The 22,627-nt window shown below is 69.3% G+C and carries 22 protein-coding genes and 1 pseudogene; 12 read left to right on the forward strand and 11 right to left on the reverse strand.

Annotated elements, in window-relative coordinates; all coding sequences use genetic code 11:
• The first annotated feature begins 86 nt into the window (after positions 1–86).
• Together QSK35_RS38595 and QSK35_RS38600 are read left to right on the forward strand one after the other, a co-directional pair.
• A complete protein-coding gene (locus tag QSK35_RS38595; RefSeq protein ID WP_285752833.1) occupies positions 87–1,226 on the forward strand; it encodes an exonuclease SbcCD subunit D in 1,140 nt (379 codons plus the stop codon).
• Entirely contained in the window at positions 1,223–4,099 is a 2,877-nt protein-coding gene (locus QSK35_RS38600) for an AAA family ATPase (RefSeq protein ID WP_285752835.1), read from the forward strand. The genes QSK35_RS38595 and QSK35_RS38600 overlap by 4 nt, the downstream gene beginning before the upstream one ends.
• Positions 4,100–4,330: 231 nt before the next feature.
• On the opposite strand, the gene QSK35_RS38605 is transcribed toward QSK35_RS38600, so the two are convergent.
• Complete coding sequence (locus QSK35_RS38605) at positions 4,331–4,837, reverse strand: methylated-DNA--[protein]-cysteine S-methyltransferase (protein ID WP_285752837.1); 507 nt, start codon at positions 4,835–4,837, stop codon at positions 4,331–4,333.
• Positions 4,834–6,156, reverse strand: coding sequence for a DNA-3-methyladenine glycosylase 2 family protein (locus QSK35_RS38610; RefSeq protein ID WP_285752839.1), 1,323 nt, complete (start codon positions 6,154–6,156; stop codon positions 4,834–4,836). The genes QSK35_RS38605 and QSK35_RS38610 overlap by 4 nt, the downstream gene beginning before the upstream one ends.
• A gap of 80 nt (positions 6,157–6,236) precedes the next feature.
• Here QSK35_RS38610 and ychF point away from each other — a divergent pair, with 80 nt between their 5' ends.
• Positions 6,237–7,316 carry a redox-regulated ATPase YchF gene (gene ychF, locus QSK35_RS38615; RefSeq protein ID WP_285752841.1) on the forward strand — a complete coding sequence of 360 codons (1,080 nt, stop codon included), beginning with the start codon at positions 6,237–6,239 and terminating at the stop codon, positions 7,314–7,316.
• Here the strand turns inward: ychF and QSK35_RS38620 are convergent.
• Positions 7,313–7,534, reverse strand: a complete 222-nt coding sequence (locus tag QSK35_RS38620; protein WP_285752842.1) for a hypothetical protein — start codon at positions 7,532–7,534, stop codon at positions 7,313–7,315. The genes ychF and QSK35_RS38620 overlap by 4 nt on opposite strands.
• A 107-nt stretch (positions 7,535–7,641) precedes the next feature.
• Positions 7,642–8,481, reverse strand: coding sequence for a hypothetical protein (locus QSK35_RS38625; protein WP_285752844.1), 840 nt, complete (start codon positions 8,479–8,481; stop codon positions 7,642–7,644).
• A 147-nt stretch (positions 8,482–8,628) separates the two neighbouring features.
• Here QSK35_RS38625 and QSK35_RS38630 point away from each other — a divergent pair, with 147 nt between their 5' ends.
• Positions 8,629–8,784 carry a DUF6131 family protein gene (locus tag QSK35_RS38630; RefSeq protein WP_167974098.1) on the forward strand — a complete coding sequence of 52 codons (156 nt, stop codon included), beginning with the start codon at positions 8,629–8,631 and terminating at the stop codon, positions 8,782–8,784.
• Between the two features lie 237 nt (positions 8,785–9,021).
• A complete protein-coding gene (locus QSK35_RS38635; protein WP_285752846.1) occupies positions 9,022–10,236 on the forward strand; it encodes a mannosyltransferase in 1,215 nt (404 codons plus the stop codon).
• Here QSK35_RS38635 and QSK35_RS38640 read toward each other — a convergent pair.
• Positions 10,153–11,130: a glycoside hydrolase family 88 protein gene (locus QSK35_RS38640; protein ID WP_285752848.1), complete on the reverse strand. Its 978-nt coding sequence runs from the start codon at positions 11,128–11,130 to the stop codon at positions 10,153–10,155. The genes QSK35_RS38635 and QSK35_RS38640 overlap by 84 nt on opposite strands.
• Positions 11,131–11,207: 77 nt before the next feature.
• Positions 11,208–11,501, reverse strand: coding sequence for a 4a-hydroxytetrahydrobiopterin dehydratase (locus tag QSK35_RS38645; protein ID WP_285752849.1), 294 nt, complete (start codon positions 11,499–11,501; stop codon positions 11,208–11,210).
• 131 nt (positions 11,502–11,632) lie between these two features.
• Here QSK35_RS38645 and QSK35_RS38650 point away from each other — a divergent pair, with 131 nt between their 5' ends.
• The 3 genes and pseudogenes from QSK35_RS38650 to QSK35_RS38660 all read left to right on the forward strand — a co-directional run.
• Complete coding sequence (locus QSK35_RS38650; RefSeq protein ID WP_285752850.1) at positions 11,633–12,631, forward strand: thiamine ABC transporter substrate-binding protein; 999 nt, start codon at positions 11,633–11,635, stop codon at positions 12,629–12,631.
• Positions 12,632–12,663: 32 nt separating this feature from the next.
• Positions 12,664–14,217: an ABC transporter permease gene (locus QSK35_RS38655; protein WP_285752898.1), complete on the forward strand. Its 1,554-nt coding sequence runs from the start codon at positions 12,664–12,666 to the stop codon at positions 14,215–14,217.
• A pseudogene (locus QSK35_RS38660) lies at positions 14,217–14,846 on the forward strand (ABC transporter ATP-binding protein); the annotation flags it as partial. The gene QSK35_RS38655 and the pseudogene QSK35_RS38660, both read left to right, overlap by 1 nt.
• 567 nt (positions 14,847–15,413) lie before the next feature.
• Here the strand turns inward: QSK35_RS38660 and QSK35_RS38665 are convergent.
• From QSK35_RS38665 to QSK35_RS38675, 3 genes are read right to left on the reverse strand one after another with little or no spacing between them, the layout of a single operon-like run.
• A complete protein-coding gene (locus tag QSK35_RS38665; protein WP_285752852.1) occupies positions 15,414–16,223 on the reverse strand; it encodes an ABC transporter permease in 810 nt (269 codons plus the stop codon).
• On the reverse strand, positions 16,220–17,230 hold the full coding sequence (locus QSK35_RS38670; RefSeq protein WP_285752854.1) for an ABC transporter ATP-binding protein: 1,011 nt from the start codon (positions 17,228–17,230) through the stop codon (positions 16,220–16,222). The genes QSK35_RS38665 and QSK35_RS38670 overlap by 4 nt, the downstream gene beginning before the upstream one ends.
• Positions 17,227–18,276, reverse strand: a complete 1,050-nt coding sequence (locus QSK35_RS38675) for a LolA family protein (protein ID WP_285752856.1) — start codon at positions 18,274–18,276, stop codon at positions 17,227–17,229. Before QSK35_RS38675 ends, QSK35_RS38670 begins: the two co-directional genes overlap by 4 nt.
• 112 nt (positions 18,277–18,388) lie before the next feature.
• Between QSK35_RS38675 and QSK35_RS38680 the strand changes: the two genes are divergently transcribed.
• The 3 genes from QSK35_RS38680 to QSK35_RS42795 are packed head-to-tail and all read left to right on the forward strand — an operon-like array spanning position 18,389 to position 21,027.
• The gene (locus tag QSK35_RS38680; RefSeq protein ID WP_285752858.1) at positions 18,389–19,117 is read left to right on the forward strand and encodes a response regulator transcription factor; all 729 of its coding nucleotides are present in this window, start codon (positions 18,389–18,391) and stop codon (positions 19,115–19,117) included.
• Entirely contained in the window at positions 19,114–20,376 is a 1,263-nt protein-coding gene (locus tag QSK35_RS38685) for a sensor histidine kinase (RefSeq protein WP_285752860.1), read from the forward strand. The genes QSK35_RS38680 and QSK35_RS38685 overlap by 4 nt, the downstream gene beginning before the upstream one ends.
• 9 nt (positions 20,377–20,385) lie before the next feature.
• Entirely contained in the window at positions 20,386–21,027 is a 642-nt protein-coding gene (locus QSK35_RS42795; RefSeq protein ID WP_352244192.1) for a (deoxy)nucleoside triphosphate pyrophosphohydrolase, read from the forward strand.
• Here QSK35_RS42795 and trpS read toward each other — a convergent pair.
• Complete coding sequence (trpS, locus tag QSK35_RS38695; RefSeq protein WP_285752862.1) at positions 21,020–21,943, reverse strand: tryptophan--tRNA ligase; 924 nt, start codon at positions 21,941–21,943, stop codon at positions 21,020–21,022. The genes QSK35_RS42795 and trpS overlap by 8 nt on opposite strands.
• Before the next feature lie 172 nt (positions 21,944–22,115).
• On the opposite strand from trpS, the gene QSK35_RS38700 reads away from it, so the two are divergent.
• Positions 22,116–22,418 (forward strand): YciI family protein, encoded by a 303-nt coding sequence (locus QSK35_RS38700; protein ID WP_285752864.1) that lies wholly within the window; start codon positions 22,116–22,118, stop codon positions 22,416–22,418.
• Positions 22,419–22,459: 41 nt separating this feature from the next.
• On the opposite strand, the gene QSK35_RS38705 is transcribed toward QSK35_RS38700, so the two are convergent.
• On the reverse strand, positions 22,460–22,609 hold the full coding sequence (locus QSK35_RS38705) for a hypothetical protein (RefSeq protein WP_285752865.1): 150 nt from the start codon (positions 22,607–22,609) through the stop codon (positions 22,460–22,462).
• Positions 22,610–22,627: the final 18 nt, after the last annotated feature.

Consider the following 22,627-nt stretch of genomic DNA (forward strand, 5'->3'; position numbering starts at 1 on the left):
CTCCACCACACCGACAATTCTCGATCGGGTGACACGCCGGGGACCCTCGCCGAGTTTTGTCAGAGACCGCCGCTAGCGTCGTGGGCATGCGAATCCTGCACACCTCCGACTGGCACGTGGGACGGACGTTCCACGGCCGCGACCTGCTCGCGGAGCAGGAGTCGGTGCTGGGCGGACTCGCTGACCTGGTCGTCGACGAGAAGGTAGACGTCGTCGTGGTGTCGGGCGACCTGTACGACCGCGCGGTTCCGTCCGCCGACGCGGTCGGGGTCTGCGCCCGTGTCCTGATGAGGATTCGCGAGGCCGGAGCGCGCATCGTCATCACGCCGGGCAACCACGACTCCGCGGCGCGCATCGGCGTGTTCGGTGAGTTCGCCAAGTTCGGCGGGCTGTTCCTGCGCACGCGGATCACCGACCTGGATCAACCGGTGTTGCTCGAAGACGCGCACGGGCCGGTCGCGTTGTACGGAATCCCTTTCCTGGAGCCGGAACCGGCGCGCCACGCGTTGAACGTCGAAAGCCGCAGTCACGCGGGCGTGCTGACGGAGGCGATGCGGCGCATCCGTTCGGACCTGGCGACTCGCGAGTCGAGATCGGTGGTTCTCGCGCACGCGTTCGTCACCGGGGGAGCGCCGTCGGAGTCCGAACGCACCATCGCGGTCGGCGGCGTGCAGGACGTGTCGTCGGCGGTGTTCGAAGGCATCGACTATGTGGCGCTCGGGCATCTGCACGGCCCGCAGACGCTCGCGGAACACCTGCGGTACTCGGGTAGTCCGTTGGCGTACTCGTTCTCCGAGGCGCGGCAACGGAAATCGGTGTGGCTGGTCGAGCTGGGACCGGAGGGTCTCTCCGGAGTGGAACGCCGCGAGTTGCCCGTTCCGCGCCGGCTCGCGACGTTGACCGGACGGCTGGACGAGCTGTTGTCCGCTCCCGAACACGAAGAAGTGGAGGATCACTTCCTGTCCTTCGTCCTCACCGACCAGGTGCGGCCGATGGATTCCCTGCGGCAGCTGCAGAAGCGGTTCCCGCACGCGGTGCACGTCGAGTGGCGTCCCGAGGAGGGGCGTGCGCACACGATGACGTACGCGGAGCGGGTGCGCGGGCGGACGGACGAGGAGGTCGCGTGCTGTTTCGTCAGCGACAGCCGCGGCGCCGAGCCGAACGATCGCGAACGCGACCTGTTGCGTGAGGCGTTCGCCGCCGTGGCACGGGAGAAGCTGACATGAGGCTGCACACGCTCGAGCTGACCGCGTTCGGGCCATACCCGAGTACCGAGGCCGTCGACTTCGACCTTCTCGGTGCCGATGGCCTGTTCCTCCTGCACGGTGACACCGGTGCCGGCAAGACGACGCTGCTGGACGCGGTGGCGTTCGCGCTGTTCGGCCGGGTGCCCGGTGCGCGCGGCGAGGTGAAGAAGCTGCGCTGCGAGTACGCGGATCCGGAGACGCCGACGTCGGTGGCGCTGGAGCTCACGGTGCAGGGCCGGCGGCTGCGGATCGTGCGTAGTCCCGAGTTCGACCGGCCGAAGAAGCGCGGTGGCGGGTTCACCACGCAACCGGCGAAGGCGTCGCTCACCTGGTTGGAAGGCTGGGACGGCGACGCGGTGACCAGAATCGACGAGGTCGCCATGATCGTCGAGGACCTGCTCGGCATGACGCACGAGCAGTTCTTCCAGGTCGTCCTGCTGCCGCAGGGCGAGTTCGCGAAGTTCCTGCGCGCGGACACCGCCGAGCGGGAGAAGCTGCTGGAGAAGCTGTTCGGTACGCAGCGGTTCCTCGACGTGGAGAACTGGTTCCGCGACAAGCGCGTGGCCGCCGGGCGCGTGCTGGAACAACGCAGACAGGTGGCGCGTGACCTGGTCGGCCGGGTCGCCGAGGCCGCCGCTGAGGAGCCACCTGATGACGGTGCGGACGCGGAGTGGTTGAGCGGGCTGGAGAAACGCCTGCAGGAGGGCGTTGAGGAAACCACGCAGCGCGCCGCGGAGATGTCGGCGGCGCGGCAGGCCGCGGATGCCGCGCTGACGGAGGCTCGTGTGCACGCCGAGCGCGTGCAACGGGTGCGGCAAGCTCGTCAGGCGTTGGGCTCGCTCGGCGACCCGGCGCCATGGATCGCGGAGCGGGACGCTGCCCGGCGCGCGGTGACCGTGGTTCCCGCGCACCAGGCCATCGGCAGGCTCAGCACGTCGCTCGACTTCGCGGTGTCGGACGAGGCGAAGGCTCAAGCGGCGGTGTCCCGGCTCGGGTACACCGGGTCGGACCTGCGCGACGACGCCTCCCGGTTGCGCGAGGAGGCCGGGGCGTTGAACCAGCTCGCGGCCGAGGCGAAGCAGCACCGGCTGGACATCCTGCGGATCGAGGAGATCGAGGTCGTCGAGCACCGCGTTCAGCACCGGCTCGAACTGCTCAACGCCGAGCTGGAGACGTTGCCGGAGAAGCTTTCGGTGTGCCGTTCGCAGCTGGACCAGGCGCAGGAGGCGGCCGCGCGGCTGGACGGTCTGCGGATGCGGTTCGAGGCGGCCACCCACCTGCCGGACGCTTTGGAGGCATTGACTCGCGCCGAGGACTGCCTGCGACAGGCGATCGACGTGCACCAGAACGCGAAGGACGTGCTGCAGCGGGTGCGTCAGCAACGCCTCGAGGAGATGGCGGTCGAGCTGGCGGGGGCGTTGCGGAAAGGACGTCCGTGCAAGGTATGCGGGTCGCGTCAGCATCCGTCGCCCGCGCAGCCGATGCTGGACTCGGTGGACGCTTCCGACGAGGAGGCGGCACAGGCGGGCGAGCAGTCCGCGCTGGAGCAGCGCAGCCTGGCCGAGCAGGCGCGTCAGGCGGCCGCGTCGCGGCTCGACGGCTATCGCGAGGTGCTCGGTGCCGCGGATCCGAGCGAGGTGATCGCCGAGTTCCGTGAAGCCGCGGCTCTTGCCCGCACCAGGTCACAGCGGCAGAACGAGTTCGTCGGCCTGGAAGCGCGCATGCGTGACCTCGGTGCGGAAAAAGGCCGCATCGAACAGGAGCTGGCCGGCCTGCGCGCCGAGGACAAGAAGCTGCGCGAAACCGTTGCGGCACGGGCGGTTCGCCTCGACGAGGCGCGCGGCGAGCACCTTGATGTGGTGACGCGCCGCGCCCACCTGCTCGACCTCGCGCATGCGTTGACCGATCTCGCGGACCGCCAGGCAGCCGTCGTCACGGCCCGCGCCCGGCTGGAGGAGCAGCGGGAGTCGGCGGCGGCACTGGCGGCCGAAGCCGGTTTCGCCGACGTGGCCTCGGCGTTGGCAGCGGCAAGGCCGGAAGCCAGGATCGCCGAGCTGGACGAGCAGATCGGCGCCTGGGAACGAACGCGTGCCACGGCGGAGGCGACGCTGGCCGAGCTGCCGGACGTGTCGCCGGACGAGGAAGTCGACCTGGAGGAGGTCACCGCCCGTGCCTCCGCCGCCCGTGCCGCGGCAGAGCAGGCGGCCGCTGTTTTGAGCCGGCTGCGTTCGTCGCACGAACGTGTCGCCCAACTCGCTTCCCGCCTGCGTGCCGAGTGGACGTCGCTCGAACCGCTGGAGGCTTCGTTCGCCGAACTGGACGCTCTGACGGACGTGATCAACGGCCGCGGCCAGAACTCGAAGAAGATGACGCTCCGCTCGTACGTGCTGGCGGCACGCCTGGAGGAGGTCGCCGTAGCCGCGAGCGCCCGCCTGCACCGCATGAGCCAGGGCCGCTACAGCTTCGTGCACTCCGACGAGGCGGGCGCGCGCGGCACCCGCGGCGGCCTCAGCCTCGACGTGCTCGACGACTACTCGGGCCGCGAGCGCCCGGCGAAAACCCTGTCCGGCGGCGAGTCCTTCCTCGCGTCCCTATCCCTCGCTCTCGGTCTGGCCGACGTGGTCGCGAACGAGACAGGCGGCGCGCTGCTCGACACCCTGTTCGTCGACGAGGGCTTCGGCACTCTCGACTCCGACACGCTCGACACGGTGATGAACACCCTCGACGAACTGCGCGCAGGTGGCCGCGTGGTCGGTCTGGTGTCACACGTCGAGGAACTGCGGCAACGAATCCCGACACGGCTGCGCGTACACAAAGCGCGCACCGGGTCGACGCTGGAGGTGATCGCCTAGCGACCTGGTCGACCAACAACTACCAGGGCTGGCCGGTGTGGCCGGGCGCTGAGTTCAGCGCCGCCGGGTTCGGACAGCAGGCCGAGCAGCAGCACTCCGCGTCTCCCGTCCTGGACATCTGGTGCGAGCGCGTTGACGTAGATCAACTCGGCGATGCCCACGGGCAAGGCGCGGTCGTCTCGATCAGCGTGAAGGCTTGCACCACGGCAGTCCAGCAGCCTAGCCATCTGGTCACGAGACCTTGGACTCGTGCTCCAGCAGCCAGCGCTTGACGTCCACGCCCCACCGGAACCCGCCGATCCCGCCACCGGCCCGCACCACGCGGTGGCACGGCACGAACAACGCGGCGGCGTTGCGGGCGCAGGCGGTCGCGGCCGCGCGGACCGCTGCCGGGCGCCCGGCGAGCGTGGCGTAGTCGGCGTAGGAGACCGGCTTGCCGGCGGGGACGCCGCGCAGCACCGACCATGCCCACTCCATGAACTCGCCGGAGCGTTGGCGTACCTCGATGTCGTTGACGACGTCGAAGTCGCCGCGGTGGTAGGCGACGATGGCGGCCGTGACGGCGCCGAGGTCGCGGCGGTCGCGGAGTTCCGTGGGACGCAGCGAGGTGTGGACCTGCGGCAGCAGCGCGTCGATCGACGCGGTCCAGCCGCTGGCGAGCACCGCTCCGTCCGCTGCGACGATCGCGGTGAACGGCCCCGCAGGGGTGTCCACAGTGGACGAATGTGCCACGGTCATGACATCGCCTTTCTGGTCAGGTGCGCTCCGGCGTAGGAGCGCCACGGTCGCCAGCTGCGGCCGCGTGAGGCTAGGTCGGTCAGTCCGAGCGCGGCGGCGCCGGCGAGTACCGGGTCCGACAGTGGCAGGACGTCGGGGGCGCCGAGCACGCGCATCACCACCGTGTCCGCGACTACCGGGCCGACCAGCGGGATCAGCTCGGCGCGCAGGTCGTCGGCGTCGCGGCCGACGTCGACCACGAGGCTGCCGTCGGCCAGCGCAGTGCACACCGCGCAGTCGTCGATGGTGGTGGGGAAGAGGTGGGTGAGCGCGTCGTCGGGCTGGGCCAGAGCCGCACCCACAGGCACCGCCGGGTGTGTGAGGCGAAGCAGCGTCTCGGCGCCGTCGACGCTGCCGGCTACGCGGATCCCTGGGGTGGCGCGCACCAGCGGACCCAGCGCGGGGTCGGCGCCTAGGAACTCGTCGACGGCGGCGGGGTCTGCGTCCAGGTCGAGCAGCCGACGCACGCGCGTCACGGCGCTGCCGAGGTCCCGGACGTCGGACAGGCGCAGCGAGCATTCGACGTGGCCGTCGAGAGGGACCAGCCGCACGGTCGCGACACCGAAAGGCAGGCGCAGGGTTCGCGCGTAGGACGTCGAGGTCACTTCCTCGACGCCTGGGATTGCGTCAGCAGCCAGGTGAGTGAGCAAGCCCTCGGCGAAGAACGGGGGGCGGTACGGCAACCGCAGGACGATGCGTCCTGGCGAAGCCTTCGGCACACGGCCACGTCCTCGCATTTCCGAGGGCGTTGAGGCGAACACGGCGCGGATCGTGTCGTTGAACTGGCGGATCGACGCGAAGCCCGCCGCGAAGGCGATGTCGGCGAACGATATCGTGGTCGTCTCGATCAGCAGCCTGGCGGCGTGGGCACGGTGGGCGCGAGCCAATGCCAACGGCCCCGCGCCGAGCTCGGCGTTGAGCACTCGGGTGAGGTGTCGTTCCGAGTAACCGAGCCGGGCTGCGAGACCGGGGACGCCGTCGCGTTCGACCACGCCGTCGGAGATCAGGCGCATGGCGCGGGCGGCCAGGTCGGCTCGCAGGTTCCACTCCGGAGAGCCCGGCACCGCGTCCGGCAGGCAGCGGCGGCACGCGCGGTAGCCGGCGGTCTGAGCGGCGGCCGCGGTCAGGAAGAACTGGGTGTTGCGCCGCTTCGGGGTCACCGCCGGGCACGACGGCCGGCAGTAGATCCCGGTCGTGCGCACGGCGAGGATGAAACACCCGTCGAACCGCGCGTCGCGGGCGGCGACCGCTCGGTAGGCGCGTTCCTCGTCGACGAACATGACACCGATCCTGCCAGCGCAAACCGCATAGGGCTCGCGGGAATCGGACATGACCTTCCGCTGCCGTAGACTCGTCGCTCGTGAGTTTGACCCTCGGTATCGTCGGCCTGCCCAACGTCGGCAAGTCCACCCTGTTCAACGCGCTGACCCGCAACGACGTGCTCGCCGCGAACTACCCGTTCGCCACGATCGAGCCCAACGTCGGCGTGGTGCCGTTGCCGGACGCCCGCCTCACCAAGCTCGCCGAGATCTTCGGCTCCGAGCGCGAGGTGCCCGCCGTGGTGTCGTTCGTCGACATCGCGGGCATCGTGAAGGGCGCGTCCGAAGGCGAGGGTCTGGGCAACAAGTTCCTCGCGAACATCCGCGAGGCGAACGCGATCTGCCAGGTCATCCGCGTCTTCGACGACCCGGACGTCGTGCACGTCGACGGCCGCGTCGACCCGTCGAGCGACATCGAGACCATCAACACCGAGCTGATCCTCGCCGACCTCCAGACCCTCGAGAAGGCCATCCCGAGGATCGAGAAGGAGGCGCGGATGCAGAAGGACCGTCGCGCCGCGCTCGACAACGCCAAGAAGGCCAAGGAGATCCTCGACTCCGGCCGCACGCTGTTCGCCGCACAGTCCGAAGTAGACGGTGAGCTGCTCAAGGAGCTCAGCCTGCTCACCACCAAGCCGTTCCTCTACGTCTTCAACGCCGACGAGGGCGTCCTGGGCGACGAGGCGCGCATGAAGGAACTGCGCGAGCTCGTCGCACCCGGCGACGCGGTGTTCCTCGACGCCAAGGTCGAGTCCGAGCTGCTGGAGCTGGACGAGGAGTCCGCGCGCGAGCTGCTGGAGTCCATCGGCCAGCACGAGCCGGGGCTGCACGCCCTGGCCCGTGCCGGTTTCCACACCCTCGGCCTGCAGACCTACCTCACCGCGGGGCCCAAGGAAGCGCGTGCCTGGACGATCCCGCGGGGCGCGACCGCCCCGCAGGCCGCGGGCGTCATCCACACGGACTTCGAGAAGGGCTTCATCAAGGCCGAGGTCGTGTCGTTCGACGACCTGGTGGCGGCCGGTTCGAAGGCCGACGCGAAGGCGGCGGGCAAGGTCCGCATGGAGGGCAAGGACTACGTCATGGCCGACGGCGACGTCGTGGAGTTCCGCTTCAACGTCTAGTCAGTGTAGATCTCCAAGTAGTAGTAGCCGTCCGAGAAGTAGGTGCACGGCGTCTTGAGCCTGCCGTAGGCGATCGCCGCCCGCTGGGCCGAGTTGCACTGCTTCCACGTGAACGGGTCGCTCCACTTGCTCGGGCGAGCCGCCGCGCCGGCCTGGGCCGGGACGCCGAGTACGAGCGCGCTCATCAGGGCGATGAGCGCGGCCTTGCGCATGGTCATCAACTACTGCTCCTCTGTGCATGTGGGAGCGCTCTTGCTCACACGCCCCACTCCACGCTCGTTTGCCGGCACGCGGTTCGTCTCAGCTGGGGCGGGTGGTCGATGGATTAACCGCCGATCCATTCCCACTCGATGCCGAGCACCCCGGCGGTCATCCCGGTCGACGTGAGGTGCACGGCGTGGTGGGTGTTGAGCGTCAGCTCGGTCACCCGCCGCCGGTCGTCGTACAGGTCGGCACGGATGTAGCCGCGCACCGCCGAGGGCAGTTCCTCAGGGTGGAACCTGACCTCCACCACGTATGTGCCCTCCGGGTGCACGACGCCGTGTGCGAACTCGTCGCACGGTGATGAGCTGCGCATCTCGTACTCGTACAGCCACGTCTCACCCGCGGCGAGCGGCTGGCCGAACAGCAGCTCGTACACCATCGCCGCGTTCGATGGGTGCCGTAGCAGCCTTCCGGTTGAACAGTTGCGGATCGGCGTGACGAGCAGCTGGTCGACGGGCTGCTGGGGCTGTCTGAGAAACCGGACCACCGCTCGGTCCACGCCGTCGCGGCGGGCGCGCACCAGCTTGCGGGTGCGGAACGTCGCGCGGTGGTCCGCGCCGACCACGACGGTGCTCTCCTCGGTCAGGGACTCGAGATCCCACGCGCGAGCACGCGGCAGCGAACCCAGGAGCTCTCCCAGGGGGCCGCTGTGCTCGTCGAGGCCCTGCTGCGTGCCGAGCAGGCCGGTCAACGAGCGTTGCGGCAGGTTGAGGATGTCCTCCAGGGCGTCGATCGCCCGCACCGAGTTGGGATGCGGCCACGTGCGGCCGTGTTGCCAGTCGCTCAGCGTGGCGAGGCCCACCCTGATCCCGCGTTGCGCCAGATGAGAGCGCAGGCGATCGAGCGGTAGGCCGCGCTGCCGGATCGCGTCACGCAGCACGATGTGAAATGGCGCGGTCACGCTCCGATCATCGCGCGCACGTCAACCGGCACGCTCGGAAATCTGGACTGGTCGGAATGGCGTAATCAACCCGTCACGGAAAGAAAAACGGGTTTCACGGCACCGGTGCGGGGTATCTCAGGAAAGGTTTCCCCACTTGGAGGTGTCATGATCGTTCTCGGTCTGATCCTGCTGGTCGTCGGGTGGTTGGCTGGTATCAGCATCCTGACGACGATTGGTGTCGTACTGCTGGTTATCGGCGCGATCCTCGCCGTTCTCGGCGCTGTTGGTCGTCCGGTTGGCGGTCGTGCGCACTACTTCTGACAATGCATGAGAAAGGGGCCCGGCCGTGACGGCCGGGCCCCTTCGTGCGCACTCAGAGCCCCTTGGTACGTGCGGCTACCGCGAAAACGCCGAACGCCGTCGCGAGCATGCCGAGAGCGGCCAGGCCGGCGACGACCAGATCAACAGACATGATCAGAAGAACTCCCTCGAGTAGATCTCTCCATGTCACCTGACGCCCGAGTACCCGGTGATGTTGCCTCCGGTAACGTGATTTCGGTGAAACTCCGTGCTGTGGAAGCACGTGTGCTCTCCGTAGCACCGTGGCTGCTCGCCATCTCCGTCGCCGGCCACCTGCTGATGGTGAAGTTCCAGACCAAGATGACCATGATCGATCTCCTGGTCTACCGGAACGGATCACCCCACCTGTTCAGCGGTGACCTCTACGAATGGCGGCTCGATCAGTACGCCGACGTCTTCCCGCTGCCGTTCACGTACCCGCCGTTCGCGGCCGCGATCTTCACGCCCATGAGCTGGATCTCGTGGGAGGCGTCGCGGTGGGTGTGGCAGATCATCTGCCTGGCGTGCCTGTGGTTCATCGTCCGCACGAGCCTCAAGCTCATCGGCAAGGCCGACCCGCGGCGCGTCATGCTGTGGACCGCGCTGACGCTGTGGATCGAACCGGTGCGGACCACGCTCAACTACGGGCAGATCAACCTCGTGCTCGCCGCGATCCTCATCGGCACATTGGCCGCCGCACGCAGCTACATCGCCGGCGCCGGCGTCGGGTTCACCGCCGGGATCAAGCTGACCCCGGCCATCAGCGGCCTCTACTTCCTGATCACGAAGCGCTGGGCCGCCGCGGTCTGGTCGTTCGTCGCGTTCGTGGCCACGTTCGGGATCGGGCACCTCATCTCGGCAAACCAGAGCAACAAGTTCTGGTTCGAGCTGCTCGGCGACGCCAGCCGCGTCGGACCCGTGGGCAGCGCGATCAACCAGTCGATGCGCGGTGCGATCAGCCGCACGCTCGGCTACGACGTCAAGACCGGGCTGCCGTACATCGTGTGCGTGCTGGTCGCCGCCGCGTTCACCTGGTACGCCGTCAGCAAGACGAAGGACACGCTGGCGCTGATCATCAGCGTCCAGTTCCTCGGCCTGCTGGTCAGTCCGATCTCGTGGAGCCACCACTGGGTGTGGATGGTGCCCGCCCTGATGTGGCTCATCTACCGGGGCGGACACCGGCTCTGCGCGGTGGCCGCCGGCCTGTGGGTGCTGCTGACCGGCGGCTACCTCGTCTCATTCCTGCTCATGGCCCAGCCGAACATCTGGGACTTCCCGCGCCCCTGGTACTACTCCCTGCTCGGCTGGGGCTACCCGGCCGCGGGCCTGCTCACGCTGGCCGCGATCGGACTAGCAACCCGGCGTCAGCTTGGCGACCTGCTGCCCGGCGATCAGGTAGCTGCCGACCGCGAACCCAGCGGTGTCAGCGGCTGACGAAGGCTTGTGCGAGCCGCGCGCCTGCACGTAGCCGAACTTCCCGTCGGCCTGGAGCGCCTTGCCGGTCAGCGCCGCCCAGCCCTTCTGCACCACGGGCAGGTAGGTGGCGCTGTCCAGGACGCCCGCGTTGATGCCCGCCGCGATCGCGTAGGTGATCATCGCGGTCGAGGCGGACTCAATGCCGCGACCGGCGATCAGCGAGGAGTTCCAGAAGCCGTCCGGGCGCTGGAAGTGCTTCAACGTCGCCGCCGTGCGCTTCAACGACCTGGCGTAGTCGGCCCGCGCCGGGCTGTCCGCGGGCAGCCACAGGATCGCCTTCGCCAGGCCCTGCACCGCCCAGCCGTTGGTTTGCGTGTGGAACGACCACAGGCCGGTGAACTCGTTGAACGACCGCGCCTTCAACACGCGGAACGACCGGTGCGCGTAGTCGAGCATGGCCTGGTCCTTGTCGGCCAGCGCGATGCGCGTCATCGACGGCAGCGACATGTTCAGCGCGTCCGGCGACTTCCAGTAGAACTTGCCCGACGCGACCTGGGCGCGCAGGTTGTCCCGCAGCGGCTGCAGCACCTCGGGCTCCGGGTGGAAGTACGACACGTCGAGGTAGGCCTCGCCGGACGACTGCGCGTCGGGTGCGAACGGGTGCTCCGCGTCCAGCGGCAGCAGGAACTTGTTCGCCTTCACCCACGGCCACGTCTTGTGGTTGCTGATGCCCGTCGTGCGCACCAGCGCGAGGTTGCCGACGTGGTAGTTCGCGTTGGACCAGTTGTTCGCCGCGAGGTCGGGGCCGTTGGTCAGCCAGTTCTGGCTGGCCTTCGTCATCGCGTCGGTGACCGCGCAGGGGACGGCCTGAGCGGCGACCGGCGTCACGAACAGGCCGGTCAAAGCCGACAAAACCACCAGTGTTGTGCGCAACCGCATCGAGGAATGCCTCTCACTCGAGGCGGCGGTGACGCACATCCTGGCGGACGTCAGCTCACGCTGTCGAGCACACCGTCGATTTCCTCGGCCAACGACACGTCCAGCGCCGTGATCCCGCCCTTCGAGTGGGTGCTGCAGCGGAACGTCAGCGTGCGCCAGCGGATGTCGATGTCCGGGTGATGGTTGTCGTTCTCCGCGATCTCGGCGATGCGGTTCACCACCATGATCGCCTGCGGGAAGCTCGCCAGCTCGGCGGTCCTGACCAGCGCGGAGTTCTCCGCGGTCCAGTCGGGCAGCTTGCCAAGAACCTCGGTCACCTGATCGTCGGTCAGCAGCTCGGCCATGCCCAGATCGTCCCACCACATGGCGTAAGCTGCGCGTTTGCCACGGGAGTCCGGTGCTGCGCCGGGCTGAGAGGAGGGCGCGCCAGCCCTCGACCGTCCACCTGATCCGGTTCATGCCGGCGTAGGGAGAGATGATGAAAAGGATCTTGCTCGTAGCCCTGCTCGCCGCAGGTTGCTCGACCGCGCCGCAGGCGCCGAAGTCGCACGAGGTCACCCTCGCGACGCACGACTCGTTCGTCGTGAAGCAGGAGGTGCTGGACGAGTTCCAGCGCACCAGCGGCATCACGGTGAAGCAGCTGGCCAGCGGCGACGCCGGTGAGCTCACCAACAAGCTCGTGCTCACCAAGGGCAACCCGATCGGCGATGTCGCGTTCGGCGTCGACTCGACGTTCGCCTCCCGCGCGCTGCAGGAGGGCGTCTTCGCCGAGTACAAGTCGCCCGAGGACGACAAGGGCGCGCAGCGGTACAAGGCGGATGACTCCGGCAAGCTGCACGCCGTCGACATCGGCGACGTGTGCCTCAACATCGACCCCGGCGCGCTCGCCGGTAACGAGCCCAAGTCGTACGAGGACCTCACGGACCCGAAGTACAAGGACAAGCTGGTCGTCGAGAACCCCGCGACCAGCTCGCCGGGCCTCGCGTTCCTGTTCGGCACGATCGCGAAGTTCGGCGAGAACGGCTGGCAGGACTACTGGACCAAGCTCAAGGCCAACGGCGTGAAGGTCGTCAGCGGCTGGGAAGAAGCCTACAACCAGGAGTTCTCCGGATCGGCGGGCAAGGGGCCGCGCCCGATCGTCGTCTCCTACGCCTCGTCGCCGTCCGCCGAGGAGGGCCGCACCAAAGCGCTGCTCGACACCTGCTTCCGTCAGGTCGAGTACGCGGGCGTGCTGAACGGCGCGAAGAACGCCGAGGACGCGCGCAAGGTCGTGGACTTCCTGCTGGGCGAGAAGTTCCAGGCCCAGGTCGCGGAGCAGATGTACGTCTACCCGTCCCGCGAAGGCGTCGCGCTGCCCGAGTCGTGGGCGAAGTCCGCGCCGCTGCCGGAGAAACCGCAGACGCTGCCCGCGGACAAGGTGCGCGACAAGCGTGAAGAGTGGGTCGAGCAGTGGCGCAAGCTCGTGCAAGGCTGACCCGGTCTAGTTTGGCCTGGTCAGCGGCAGCCCTGCTGCCACTGGGTTTCCTGGCCGTCTTCTTCGCGTGGCCCGTGCTGGCGATCATCACGCTCGGGCTGCGTGAAGGCGGCCTCGATACGGCTCTGACCAGCTCGGACACGTGGGACCTGGTCGCGTTCACACTCGGCCAGGCCGCCGCGTCCACCCTGATCGCCGTCGTAGCGGGTCTGCCGGTCGCGTTCGTGCTGGCCCGCTGCCGGATCCGCGGACTCGGGCTGATCCGGGCCGCGGTGATGGTGCCGTTCGTGCTGCCGACCGTCGTGGTGGGCCTGGCGTTCCGTGCGTTCTGGCCGGACGGCGGCGTAGTGCCGATCGTGCTGGCCAACGCGTTCTTCAACGTCGCGGTCGTCGCGCGCACGGTCGGCGGCCTCTGGGCGCACACCGACCGGCGCGCTGAGGACGCCGCCCGCGCGCTCGGTGCGTCGCGGCCCAGGGCGTTTCTCAACGTCGTGTTGCCCGCGCTGATGCCCGCGATCGGCTCGGCCGCGGCGGTCGTGTTCCTGTTCTGCGCCACCAGTTTCGGCGTCGTGCTGATCCTCGGTGGCGCGCGGTACCGGACGCTGGAGACCGAGATCTACCTCCGCACGGTCGAGCTCTTCGACTTGTCCGGTGCGGCCGCGTTGTCCCTGCTGCAGTTCACCGCGGTGCTGGCGGTGCTGCTGCTCGGCGGCCTCGCTCGGCGGCGCCGGGAGACCGCGCTGCAGTTGCGCGGCCGGGAGGAGCTGGCGCGTAAGCCCGTTGGTGGCGAGTGGGCGGTGGTCGGCGTTGCCGCGGCCGTGGTCGTCGCGTTGTTCACGCCGGTGGTCGGGCTAGTGCTGAAATCTCTGTCCACAAGGGATGGTTGGAGTCTGGCCGGCTATCGTGCTCTGGCGTCGACCGGAGATCGTGGAACCCTAGCGGTGTCAGGTCTCGATGCGGCGCTCAACTCGTTGCGCACGGCCACCGACGCCACCGCGATCGCGTTGGTCGTCGGCGTCTTCTCCGCGTTCGTGCTGATCGGCCTGAAACGTTCGGGCGGCCGGCTCGCCGAGGCGCTGGACACCGCGCTGATGCTGCCGATCGGCGTGTCCGCGGTGACGGTCGGCTTCGGCTACCTCGTCACCATGGACGCGCTGCCCGGTGATTTCCGTACGTCACCAATGCTTGTGCCGCTAGCCCAGGCGCTCGTCGTCACGCCGCTGGTCGTGCGGATGGTGCTGCCGGTGCTGCGGTCGGTGGACGAACGACTGCGCCAGGCCGCCGCGACGCTCGGCGCGAGCCCGGCGCGGGTGTGGGTCGAGGTCGACCTGCCGATCGTCGGGCGGTCCTTGGTGGCGGCGGCGGGTTTCGGTTTCGTGGTGGCGCTGGGGGAGTTCGGCGCGACCAGCTTCCTCGCGCGGTCGGACGCGCCGACGTTGCCGATCGTGATCGCCCGGCTGATGTCGCGGCCCGGTGCGTTGAACAGCCAGATGGCGTACGCGGCCTGCGCTCTGCTGATGGTCGTGACGATCGCGTGTGTGCTGCTCATCGAGCGGCTGCGGGTGCCGAGCGGTGAGGAGTTCTGATGCTGCGGGTCTCGAACATCACCGTCCGATATGGACAGACTGTTGCCGTTGCCGGCGTGGATCTATCGGTGGCGAACGGCGAGGTTGTTGCTCTGCTCGGCCCGTCCGGTTGCGGCAAGTCGACGTTGCTGCGCACGATCGCCGGGTTGGAGACGCCGGCCAGTGGATCTGTGTGCTGGGACTCCTTGGATATGGGCTCGGTTCCCGTGCACAAGCGGGGGTTCGGCATCGTTTTCCAGGACGGGCAGCTGTTTCCGCATCGCGATGTTTTTGGCAACGTGGCTTTCGGGCTGCGGATGCAGGGGGTTTCGCGTGGCGATCGGGCGGAGCGGATCTCGGAGCTGCTGAAGCTCGTCGGGCTGGACGGTTATGAGCACCGCAAGGTCACTCAGCTGTCCGGTGGTGAACAGCAGCGGGTTGCGCTCGCCAGGGCTTTGGCGCCTCGGCCTCGGCTGTTGCTGCTGGACGAGCCACTGTCCGCTCTGGACCGGGAGTTGCGTGATCAGTTGGCCGACGATCTCGCTCGGCTGCTGCGGTCGTCGGGGACTACTGCGATACTGGTGACTCACGATCACGACGAGGCCCGCAGGATCGCGGACCGCGTCGTGACGATGCGGAAGGGCCGCGTCACCTCTTAGGGTGACATCGTTGGTAGCACCACTCGGTGGAGCGCCGAAAATTGTCGGACCCCGGCGGTACGCTTGAAGCGCAAAAGGAAGCGCGCGGGGGCAGCGAGCGATATGAGCGGAGTCGGGGTTCCGTGGCCGGACACGGAGCAGCCGGAACGATCACTACGAGGTCGACGGATCCACGCACACGACGAGGCCCGTACGCGGGCGCACGGAGCGCGTCGTGATCGGTGAATGCGGACGGCCGGATCGCGGACCCGTGTCGTGACCGAGCCGGGGACACGATGAGGCCCGGCGGAATGCGGACGGCCGGATCGCGGACCCGCGTCGTGACCGAGCCGGGGACACGATGAGGCCCGGCGGATCGCGGATCGTGTCGTGACCCGAAGTAGGGGCTCGCCGGATTGCCGATCCGTGTCGTGACCGAGGGAAGGACACGACGAGGCCCGCTGGATCGCGGACCGCGTCGTGACTGAGGTAGGGGCCCGCTGGAATGCGGAACCCCGGTCATGACCGAGCGAGGACACGACGAGGCCAGCCGGTTGGCGGACCCGCGTCGTGACCGGGTCAGGAGTCCTTCGTGACCAGCCGGATGGTGGCGAGGGACAGGCCGATGATCAGGTAGCAGCCCGCGAGCAGCGTGCTGTCCCAGATCTGGCCGGTCGGGATCGGGTCGCGCATCACGTCGACCAGCCCCGGCAGGGCGTTCGTGATCAGGAACGGGTGCAGCCAGTCCAGCGACGGCAGGCTGCCGAGGACCGCGAACACGATGAGTCCCGCCATGATGGACGCCTGCACCACCAGTGGGTGCTCGGTGCACGCGGAGATCGCCAGACCGACCGCGCCGATCGACACCATCTGGAAGGTCACCAGCACCACGAAGAACGCGATCCGGCCGAACGCCTCCCAGCCGGACAGCACGTTGCCGGACAGCGTGAGCATGCCGTCGTTGCCGAGGAACGCGATGCCCGAGATGACGCCGACGACCGCCATCAGGGTCACCGCGAACAGCGACATCGTGGCCAGGCCGAAGAACTTGACGCCGAGCAGCCGCACCCGTGACACGGGTGCGATGAGCAGTCCGCGCAGCGTGCCGTGCTGGGATTCGCCGGCCAGCCCGTCGGCCGCCCAGATCGACGCCACCATCGGCAGCAGCAGTGCCGCCGACAGGAACAGGGTGAAGATCGGCAGCACCAGGCCGTTGCCCTTGAGGATCGCCTCGAGGCCGCCACCCCCGCCGCCGTCGCCGTCCCTGGTCGCGAGCCATGTGCCGAAACCGAAGACGATCGGCACCAGGCACAGTCCGACCAGCCCGATCAACGTGCGCGGGCGCCGCAGCATCCAGCGCAGCTCCGACCGCATCTGACGCACGATCATCGCGACGCACCCCCGTCCAGAGTGTCCACAGCGGACAGACTGTGCTCGGATTCCTCGGCCTCCGTCAGCCGGGCGAAGAGTTCCTCCAGGCCGGTCTTCCACCGCGTCGCCTCGTGCACCGGGACTCCTGCGTGAACGAGGGTTTCGACGACGGCGGGTGCCGATGTGCCGGTGAGTTCCACGCGCAGGCCCTCACCCAGTGGGCGGGCCGAGATTCGGGCCTGCCGCAGGGCGGTCAGCGCGAGCTCGACCTCCGGTGTGATCACTTGCAGCGCGGAACCGCCCGCCTGCAACAAATCGCTTAGTTCCCCTTGCGCCACAACGGTTCCGCGGTGCAGCACGCAGACGTGCGTGCAGGTTGCCTCGACCTCGCTGAGCAGGTGCGACGACACCATGACGGTCGTGCCCGCCGCGTGCAGGTCCGCGATCACCTTGCGCACCTCGCGGGTGCCGGCCGGGTCGAGGCCGTTCGTGGGTTCGTCGAGCACGATCAGCTTGCGCTGCACCAGCAACGCGGCGGCCAGGCCCAGGCGTTGCTTCATGCCCAGCGAGTACCCGCGGTAGCGGCGGTGCGCCGCGGCGGCCAGGCCGACGCGTTCCAGGGCGTCTTCCACGGCCGTTTTCACTGAACCGGTGGGTAGCAGCGGTTCGAAAGCGGCGCACCGCAACAGGTTCTCCCGCCCGGACATGAACGGGTGGAACCCAGGACCCTCGACCAGCGCACCCACATGCGGCAGCACGTGCTCGGCGCCGTCCGGCAAGGGCCGGCCGAGCAGCTCGATCTCCCCCTGCGTCGGCCGCACCAAGCCCAGCAGCATCCGGATGGTGGTGGTCTTGCCCGACCCGTTGGGACCGAGCATGCCCAGCACCGCTCCCTCCGGCAGCTCCAGGTCGACGCGGTCGACCGCGACCGTGTGCCCGTACACCTTGCGCAGACCGCGGGTTCGAGCGGCGACGGCCGTTGAAACAACCGGCGACGTCACCGGCACGCTGGTCGAGGTGGTCACTTCACCTGTCCGATCGTGTCGAAGAGCACCTGCTCCGGCACCGCGCCGGCGACCACTCGGCCGTCGTCGGCCAGCAGGATGTTGCCGACCTTCGTGGTGAACAGCTTGCCGCTGCCCCACGCGCCGTTGACCTGCTTGGTGAACTTCTCGATCAGGCCCTGCCCTTCGGCCGGAACCTGGCCCAGGGCTTCAGCCGGGACGCGAACCCCGATGACCGTGTCCCAGCCCTCGCCGAAGATCTGCGGCTTCGCGGAGGTGAAGGCCTGGTCGACGGTGTCGACGTGCTCCTTCGCCTGCTCCTTGTCACCCTCGACGACCTTCGAACCGGGCGCCGGCGTGAACTTGAACAGCGCCGGGTCCTGCGGGCCCACGTTCATGTCGCTGAAGCCGACCTGGGCGGCGGGCGCGTTCGTGCCGTTGGTGTAGATCGCGGCACGCAACGGGATGCGCATCTCGGAGTCGACCGCCACGCGCACCTCGCGCAGCAGCGTCTTCTCCGTCGGCTTCGGCGTCAGCACCAGCTCGTACGCGGCGCGGTTGGCCACGCGGGCGGTGCCGTCGACCTTCACGTCACTGGACTTCTGGATCTCCGCGACGAGTTCACGTGCGGTGGCGACAGGATCGGCCTTCGACGTCTGCGGCTCGGAGTTCTGGCCGTGCTCGAGCTTGCCGACCTCGTTCCTGCGCGAGTCCCACGACCAGGTGGTGGTGCCGTCGTCGACGATCGTCTGCTCGGACTGGCCGTCCGGCAGCGACAGCCGCAGGCGGCCCTCGCCATCGCTCCACATCCGCGCGCTGTGCGTGCCGTCCGCGAGCTGGGGGATGCCGCTGATCGCGGGCAGGCCCAGGCTGTTCACGGCCTCGACGGTTCCGCCGAACGCGCCGGGCTTCGCGGTGAGCACCGACTGTACGAGTGACTGGGCGTCGACCTCGGGCAGGTTCGGCGGCTGGCCCGCGCCCGCCGGCATCGCGAGCGCCCCCAGCCCGACGACGCCCGTGACCACACCGGCCGCCGCGGCGGCCAGGGTCACCTTTCGCTTGTTCATGTCCCCTCCTGTTGTCTCGGACACCTCACACAGTGCTCGGGCCTTGCTGAGACCCCGCTGAGATGCTGAGAAGGCACTGAGGAACCGCCAGCGATTGTCCCCTCGAAGCGGCATGCTGTGCCGTGTGAAGCCTCGGGTGCTGGTCGTGGACGACGAGATCGGCGTGCGCCGCGCGCTGGAACGCGGACTGTCGGCGGAGGGCATGGAGGTCGTCACCGCGGCCGACGGGCCCACGGCGCTGCGCGTCGCGCTGACCGGCGCGTTCGACGTGGTGCTGCTCGACATCATGCTGCCGGGCCTGTCCGGCTACCGGGTGCTGGAGCGGATGCGCGCCGAGGGCGTGCGCACGCCGGTGCTGATGGTGTCCGCGAAGGACGGCGACTTCGACCAGGCCGACGGGCTCGACCTCGGCGCCGACGGCTACCTGGTCAAGCCCTTCTCGTTCGTCGTGCTCGTCGCTCAGGTGCGGGCGCTGCTGCGGCGCGGAGGCGGGGAACGGCGCAGGCTGACGCTGGGGGAGCTGGTGATCGACCGCGCGTTGCGCGAGGTCACCTGGGGTGGTGAGGCACTGTCGCTCTCACCGCGCGAGTACGCGGTGCTGGACGTGCTCGCCTCGCGCGCGGGCTCGGTCGTGACGAAGGACGAGCTGCTGCGCACGGTGTGGGGCGACGAGCAGGCCGCCACGCGCAACGCGGTCGAGGTGTACGTCGGCTACCTGCGGCGCAAGCTCGACGCGATGGGAGCGGGCGAGGTCGTCAAGACCGTGCGCGGGCACGGGTACATCGCGTCCACACCGGACCTCGACTCCGCGCTGAGCCAGTCGAAACAGGGCCGCAGGTGAACCCACGCCGCTGGTGGTTGCGGCGCACGCTGCGGTTCCGGATCACCGTCGTCGCGACCGGCGTGGCCCTGCTGTGCCTGCTCGCGTTCACCCTGCTGGCGCCCGGCCTGATCGGGCGCGTGCAGGTCAGCGCGGTCGACCAGGAGATCGCGCACGGTGGCCAGAAGCGCGTGCTCGACATCTCCGGCGCGCCGGTGGACGGCGGGCCGCCGCTGGACCTGACGCCCGCCGAGATCCGGCAGCTCAAGGGCGGTGAACCGGTCCTGCGGCTGGAGGGCGCGTCCGCGCACCGGTGGCGCGGGTCCGTCGTGTTCGCACCGGACGGCACGCCGCGCCTCGAGGTGGCGGGCGACGTGCTGCTCGGCTACCGCAACGCCAACGAGCTCGGCACGCGCTGGCTGGCCGTGGCCGCGGTGCTCGTCGCCGGGCTCGTGGGCATCGCTACCTGGCTCGCGGTGCGGTCGTCGTTGCGCCCCGTCGAACGGATGCGGCTGGCCGCCGCCGAGCTGCCTCGCGGCGAACGCCTGCCGGTGCCCACCGCGCGCGACGAGCTGCAGGCGCTGGCCGAGGCGTTGAACGCGCTGCTGGCGCGGCGCGACGAGGCGACCGAGCGGCTCATCCGGTTCACCGGCGACGCCGCGCACGAGCTGCGGTCGCCCGTGACGTCCGTGCGTGCCCAGGCCGAGGTCGCCGTCGCGCACCCCGACCCCGACTTCTCGATCGAGGTGCTGGAGTCCGTTGTCGAGGAGTCCCAACGGCTTTCGGCCCTCGTGGACGCGCTGCTGATCCTGGCCCGCGCGGACACCGGCGAGCCGCCGCGCGCCGAACCCGTGGACCTCGTGCTGGCGGCCGAGGCCGCGATCGCGCGGCTGGACACCGAGTTGCTGGTGCGGCTCACCGCACCGCCTTCTGCGTGCCTGGTGTCGGCGACGCGGTCCGAAGTCGAGCTGGTGATCGACAACCTGCTCCGCAACGCCGCCACGTACGCGCACACGCTGGTCACGGTGTCCGTGCTGCCCGCGGGCCGGGACGTGCGGCTGATCGTCGACGACGACGGGCACGGGATCCCGGCTGAACACCGGACCCGCGTGTTCGACCGGTTCTACCGAGTCGAGGAGCACCGCGGCCGCGCGTCGGGCGGCTTCGGCCTCGGGCTGGCGCTGGTGGCGCACCTGGTGAGACGGCGCCGCGGGTCCGTTCGCGCGGGCGAGTCGCCTTCGGGCGGCGCGCGTTTGGAGATCCGCTGGCCGTCCTGGTAAGGATCGCTGGTGCCCGAACTTCGCTCCTCCGCGCTGGTCGAAGCGCCGCTGCCCACGGTGGCCGGCGCGCTGCTGGAGTTCACCGGTGACGGCCGCTGGACCGTTTCGTCCGATCTGGTCGAAACGGGTGCGGGAACACTGGCCGTGCACCGGGTTTCGTGGCGCTCCCTCGGAAAGCCATTGGACTTCACGATCGGGCGCTGGATCGCGTTGCGGTTGCTGCACAGGCGTTCCGCGGCGCTCGCGGCCCGAGCGGCCGAACTCGTGGACGCGCGGGTCGTCGTGGGTGCGGCGATCGTGCGGGACGGGAAGCTGCTCGCGCAGCAGCGCGCGTACCCGGAATCCCATGCGGGGCAATGGGAACTGCCCGGCGGGCGGGTCGAGCCGGGCGAGACGCCGGCGGACGCCCTGGTGCGGGAATGCCTGGAGGAACTGGGCGTCGCGGTCGTCGTGGGCGAACAGGTCGGCCCGGACGTGCCGCTCAAGACGGACCTGCTGTTGCGGATCTTCGCCGCGAAGCTCGACGGCGGTGAGCCGGAAGCGTTGGAGCACAAGGCACTTCGGTGGCTCACCGCCGGCGAGCTGGTGGATTTGGACTGGCTGCCCGCCGACCGGTTGCTGGTCGCGGATCTGGAGCACCTCCTCAGGTGAGACCGGACAACCGCAGCGCCGCGTCCAGCGTGTGCTGTGCGCGGGAGCGAGCTCGCTCGGCACCCGTGGCCCGGATGCGGTCCAGTTCCGCGCGGTCGCCGAGGAGCTCCGTGGTCCGCTCGCGAACCGGGCGCAGCTCCTCGATGACGGCGTCGGCGACGACGTCCTTCAGCTCGGCGAACCGGTCCGCGTAGTCCTCGGGCTCCTTGCCGGTGCAGGCGACGAGGACGTCCACGAGGTTCGCGACGCCCTCCGGCGAGGTGACCGCCTTGCGGATCTTGCGGCGCACCAGGTCCGGCGGGTCGAGCACGAACACCGTGCCGGCCGAGTCACGGGCGGACTTGGCCATCTTCTTCGTGGGATCGGCCAGGTCCTTGATACGCGCGCCCGCCGGCGGCAGCACCGCCTTCGGCAGGGTGAACACCTCGCCGTACGTCCGGTTGAACCGCCGGGCCAGCGCGCGGGCCAGCTCGACGTGCTGCTGCTGGTCCTCGCCGACCGGCACCTCGGCCGCGTTCTGCAGCAGGATGTCCGCCGCCATCAGCACCGGGTAGGTGAGCAGGCTCAGCCGCACGGACGACCGGCCCACGGATTTCTCCTTGAACTGCGTCATCCGCGCGGCCTCGCCGTAGGTACAGGTGCACTCCAGCACCCACGTCAGGGCGCCCAGCTCGCGCACGAGGTCGGACTGGACGCACACGCTCTCCGGGGCCACCCCGGCCGCGATCAGGACCGCCAGTTGTTCCGCGGTGAGACTTCGCAGGCGGGCCGGGTTGTGCGGGGTCGTCATCGCGTGCATGTCGCTGATGAAGTACACGTCGCTTGGCGTGCCCTCGCGGGCCCACCGCCGCACGGCGCCGAGGTGGTTGCCCAACTGAACGTGACCGGACGGAGTGATGGCCGACAACCGGATCATTACTTTGCTGCCCTTCGGTAAAGGGCCGCCACACCGGGCGCAAAGAGAAGGCCACCCGACGCGGGCGGCCTGTGGTCGTTGTCAACGCACAGCTACTGCGGCCGCCTGAAAGCGGCCCACCAGAAGGTGATGAGAGTGCGCACGATCACCATTCTAGGACTACCGTTGGTCCATGTTCATCGTGCTGCTGCATTACGACGCGCCACTGGAACAGATCGACTACGTCCTGCCCGACCACCGCGCGTGGCTCGAGAAGCAGTACGAGGCGGGATACTTCATCGTCTCCGGCAGGCAGAAGCCGCGCACCGGCGGCGTGATCCTGACCCGCCCCATGCCGCGCGGGAAGCTGGACGCCCTGATGGCGACCGACCCGTGGATCCAGCAGAAGCTGGTCAAGTGCCAAGTGGTCGAGTTCGAGGCCACCAGGACCGCGGCCGAGGTGGCGGTGCTGAACGAAGCCGTGCTGACCGGCTGACCCGAGCGCGGGCGAGAACGCCCGCGCCCGAGATCATCAGCCTAGAAGCACTGGCACGGACGGCCGGTCTGGCCCAGGCTGGGGCAGCTCGAGGCCTCGGTGTTCAGGGCCTTGACGGTCTCGGCCGGCGTGGCCGGAACGATGTCGAGGTCCAGGTCGAACAGGTCCTCGGTGATGGTGGCGGTGGTCATTGTCCTTCTCCTCCAGTT

The organism is Lentzea sp. NBRC 105346 (assembly GCF_030269605.1).
In the GTDB taxonomy this organism is placed as follows: domain Bacteria; phylum Actinomycetota; class Actinomycetes; order Mycobacteriales; family Pseudonocardiaceae; genus Lentzea.

What these genes read in the sequence shown, in the direction of transcription:
- QSK35_RS38595 (WP_285752833.1), top strand. Translation starts at nt 87, where the DNA reads ATGCGAATCCTGCACACCTCCGACTGGCACGTGGGACGGACGTTCCAC.
- QSK35_RS38600 (WP_285752835.1), top strand. Translation starts at nt 1,223, where the DNA reads ATGAGGCTGCACACGCTCGAGCTGACCGCGTTCGGGCCATACCCGAGT.
- QSK35_RS38605 (WP_285752837.1), bottom strand. Translation starts at nt 4,837, where the DNA reads ATGACCGTGGCACATTCGTCCACTGTGGACACCCCTGCGGGGCCGTTC.
- QSK35_RS38610 (WP_285752839.1), bottom strand. Translation starts at nt 6,156, where the DNA reads ATGTTCGTCGACGAGGAACGCGCCTACCGAGCGGTCGCCGCCCGCGAC.
- QSK35_RS38620 (WP_285752842.1), bottom strand. Translation starts at nt 7,534, where the DNA reads ATGACCATGCGCAAGGCCGCGCTCATCGCCCTGATGAGCGCGCTCGTA.
- QSK35_RS38630 (WP_167974098.1), top strand. Translation starts at nt 8,629, where the DNA reads ATGATCGTTCTCGGTCTGATCCTGCTGGTCGTCGGGTGGTTGGCTGGT.
- QSK35_RS38645 (WP_285752849.1), bottom strand. Translation starts at nt 11,501, where the DNA reads ATGGCCGAGCTGCTGACCGACGATCAGGTGACCGAGGTTCTTGGCAAG.
- QSK35_RS38650 (WP_285752850.1), top strand. Translation starts at nt 11,633, where the DNA reads ATGATGAAAAGGATCTTGCTCGTAGCCCTGCTCGCCGCAGGTTGCTCG.
- QSK35_RS38665 (WP_285752852.1), bottom strand. Translation starts at nt 16,223, where the DNA reads ATGATCGTGCGTCAGATGCGGTCGGAGCTGCGCTGGATGCTGCGGCGC.
- QSK35_RS38675 (WP_285752856.1), bottom strand. Translation starts at nt 18,276, where the DNA reads ATGAACAAGCGAAAGGTGACCCTGGCCGCCGCGGCGGCCGGTGTGGTC.
- QSK35_RS38680 (WP_285752858.1), top strand. Translation starts at nt 18,389, where the DNA reads ATGCTGTGCCGTGTGAAGCCTCGGGTGCTGGTCGTGGACGACGAGATC.
- trpS (WP_285752862.1), bottom strand. Translation starts at nt 21,943, where the DNA reads ATGATCCGGTTGTCGGCCATCACTCCGTCCGGTCACGTTCAGTTGGGC.
- QSK35_RS38700 (WP_285752864.1), top strand. Translation starts at nt 22,116, where the DNA reads ATGTTCATCGTGCTGCTGCATTACGACGCGCCACTGGAACAGATCGAC.
- QSK35_RS38705 (WP_285752865.1), bottom strand. Translation starts at nt 22,609, where the DNA reads ATGACCACCGCCACCATCACCGAGGACCTGTTCGACCTGGACCTCGAC.